Annotated in this window: 2 protein-coding genes; both read right to left on the bottom strand. The window is 75.1% G+C overall.

Features of this window, described 5'->3' with window-relative positions; translation table 11 throughout:
* The coding region (locus ACZ34W_RS38525; RefSeq protein WP_465611142.1) for a type I polyketide synthase at window positions 1-2141 on the bottom strand (2141 nt) is incomplete at its 3' end.
* The coding region (locus ACZ34W_RS38520) for a beta-ketoacyl reductase (protein ID WP_465611140.1) at window positions 2134-3492 on the bottom strand (1359 nt) is incomplete at its 5' end. The genes ACZ34W_RS38520 and ACZ34W_RS38525, both read right to left, overlap by 8 nt.

Below are 3492 nucleotides of genomic sequence, written 5' to 3'. Positions count from 1 at the left end.
AACTCACCGACCTCACCGGCGGGCAGCGCAACGGACACCATCCCACCGCGCCCGGCCAACCCGGTCAACGCCCGACTGCGCAACGCCACGATCCGCGCCGCGTCCGACAGCGACAACGCACCCGCCACACACGCCGCCGCGATCTCCCCCTGCGAATGCCCCACCACCGCCGACGGCTCCACACCGTACGACCGCCACAACTCCGCCAACGACACCATCACCGCGAACAGCACCGGCTGCACCACATCCACCCGCTCCAACGACGGAGCACCGGGCACACCACGCAGCACATCGAGCAGATCCCAGCCGACGAACGGCCCCAACGCCTCCGCACACTCCGCCAACCGCCCCGAGAACACCGGCGACTCCGCCAACAGCTCCACACCCATCCCGACCCACTGCGAACCCTGCCCCGGAAAGACGAACACCGTCCGGCCCGGGCCGGGGCCCGCCGCCACGCCGCGGACCACACCCGGCGCCGGGAAGTCCCCGGCCACGGCGTCGAGGCCGCGCAGCAGGCTGTCCGTGTCGGTCCCGAGCACCACCGCACGGTGCTCCAGCACGGCCCGGGTGGTCGCCAGCGCATGGCCGACCGCCGCCGGATCCTCGGCCCGGCCCGCCCCGAGACCCGAACGCAGGCGCGCGGCCTGCTCGCGGAGCGCCGGCGCGCTGCGCGCCGACAGCAGCCACGGCACCACGGCGGACGCGGGCACCGGCGCGACCGTGGCCGGCGCCTCCCCCGGCTCCGCGTCCACCGGGGCGGGGGCCTGTTCGAGGACGACGTGCGCGTTGGTCCCGCTCATGCCGAACGACGAGACGCCGGCCCGGCGCGGGTGCTCCCCCGCCGGCCACGGCCGGGCCTCGGTGAGCAGCCGGAGCGCGCCCGAGGACCAGTCGATGTGCGGGGACGGCTCCTCGGCGTGCAGCGTCCTCGGCAGGACCTCCTTCCGCATCGCCATCACCATCTTGATCACCCCGGAGACGCCGGCCGCCCCCTGGGCGTGGCCGACGTTGGACTTCAGCGAGCCCAGCCAGAGCGGCTGCTCCGCCGGCCGGTCCCGGCCGTAGGTGGCGAGCAGGGCCTGGGCCTCGATCGGGTCGCCGAGCTTCGTCCCCGTGCCGTGCGCCTCGACCACGTCCACCTCGGCGGCGGACAGCCGGGCGTCGGCCAGGGCTCGCCGGATCACCCGCTGCTGGGCGGGGCCGTTCGGCGCGGACAGCCCGTTGGACCGGCCGTCCTGGTTGACCGCCGACCCGCGCACCACCGCCAGGACGTGATGCCCGTTGCGGCGCGCGTCCGACAGCCGCTCGACCAGCAGCAGCCCGACGCCCTCGGCCATCCCGAAGCCGTCCGCGCCGGCCCCGAAGGCCCGGCAGCGCCCGTCGGTGGACAGACCGCGCAGCCGGGAGAAGCGGACGAACTCCTCGGGGGTGAGCATCACCGTCACCCCGCCGGCCAGCGCCAGCGAGCACTCGCCCGACCGCAGCGACTGGACGGCCAGGTGCAGGGCGACCAGGGAGGAGGAGCAGGCGGTGTCGACGGTCACCGCGGGGCCTTCCAGGCCCAGGGTGTAGGAGATCCGGCCAGAGGCGACACTGGCGGCGCTGCCGGTGCCGACGTGCCCCTCCAGATCGGCCGGGATCTGCGCACCGCGCCGCGCGTAGTCGCCGTAGACCACGCCGGCGAACACCCCGGTGTCGGTCCCGCGCACCGACACCGGATCGATGCCCGCGTGCTCGAAGGCCTCCCAGGCGGTCTCCAGCAGCAGCCGCTGCTGCGGGTCCATCGCCAGCGCCTCGCGCGGCGAGATCCCGAAGAACGCGGCGTCGAACTCGGCGGCCTCGTGCAGGAACCCGCCGGCCCGGACGTAGGAGCGGCCCGGCACGTCGGGGTCCGGGTCGTAGAAGTCGGTGAGGTCCCAACCGCGGTTGACGGGCAGCCCCGAGATCACGTCGGAGCCCGCCGCCACCAGGTCCCACAGGCCCTCGGGCGAGGTGACGCCGCCGGGCAGCCGGCAGGCCATGCCGACGATCGCGATCGGCTCCTGCCGGCTGTCCTCCACCTCCCGCAGGCGGTCGCGGGTCTCGCGCAGCTCGGCGGTCACCCGGTTGAGGAAGTAGCGCATCCGGTCGTCATTCATGAGCGTTTCCCTCTGCGGAGTGATCGGGCTGGTAGATGCCGAACTCGTCGCCGAGGAGCCCGATCAGCTCGTCGTCGGTCACGGCTTCGAGTTCGGTGACGGTGTCGGCGGGACCGTCGGCGCGCGACGCGGTGGCGCGCCAGCCGGCCAGCAGGTCCTGGAGGCGGTCGCCGACCGCCTGGCGTTCGGCCACCGCGAGCGAGGCGGCGGACAGGACCGCCGCCAGCCGGTCCAGTTCGGCCAGGACCGGCACCACGGTGGTGTCGGGGCGCGGGGCCAGTTCGGCGTGCAGGTGGTCGGCGAGCGCCGCCGGGGTCGGATGGTCGTAGATCAGGGTGGAGGTCAGCCGCAGGCCGGTCGCGGCCCGCAGGCGGTTGCGCAGTTCGACGGCGGTGAGCGAGTCGAAGCCGAGGTCCTTGAACGGCTGGTCGGGCTCGATCGCGTCCGGCGAGGAGTGCCGCAGGACGGTCGCGATCACCGGCCGGACCAGCGCCAGCAGGGCGCCGGGGCGCTCGGCCTCCGGCAGCTCCGCCAGGCGGCGGGCCAGCGCGGCCGCCGGGTCGTTCGACGGGTCGGCGACCGCCGGGCCGGAGGGCGCCGGCCCGGGCCGTTCGGCGCGGAGCCCGCCCAGCAGGGGCAGGCGCCAGGCAGGGTCGTCCCAGGCGCAGTGCAGGACGGCGACGGAGGTCTCGTCGTGGTCCAGGATCCCCCCGAGGGCGTCCAGGGCCAGCTCCGGGTCGAGGTCCCGGGCCCCGTGCCGGCGGATCCGGTCCTCGGTACCGGGGGCGGCCGTGACGGCACCGTCCCAGTGGCCCCAGGCGATCGCGGTGGCGGGCAGGCCGTCCGCCCGCCGCTGGTGCGCCAGCGCGTCCAGATAGGCGTTGCCCGGTGCGTAGTTGGCGTGACCGGCCAGACCGCAGACGCCGGCGAAGGAGGAGAACAGGACGAAGGCGGAGAGGTCCAGGCCCTCGGTCAGCTCGTGCAGCACCCGGGCACCGCCCACCCTGACCCGCAGCACCTGCTCCATCTGATCGACCGTCAGGGCATTGACCAGGGCGTCGTCGAGCAGCGTGGCGGCATGGAACACGGCCGTGAGCGGATGCTCCCCGGGCAGCCCGGCCAGCACCTCGCCCACCGCGGCCCGGTCGGACACCTCGCACCGGTGGGCGCTCACCCGGGCACCGGAGGCGGTCAGCTCGGCGAGGAACTCGGCGTCCTCGAAGGCGTCCTCGCTCAGCAGCAGCAGGTGTTCGGCACCGTCGGCGGCCAGGCGCCGGGCGAGGTGACGGCCGAGCGCGCCGGTGGCACCCGTGATCAGCACAGTGCCACCGGGCCTCCAGTCACGCACCGG

The sequence above is a fragment of the Kitasatospora sp. NPDC022856 genome, from assembly GCF_055561235.1.
The sequence above is the reverse complement of the archived record's forward strand: the minus strand, read 5'-3'. Positions and strand labels throughout refer to the sequence as shown.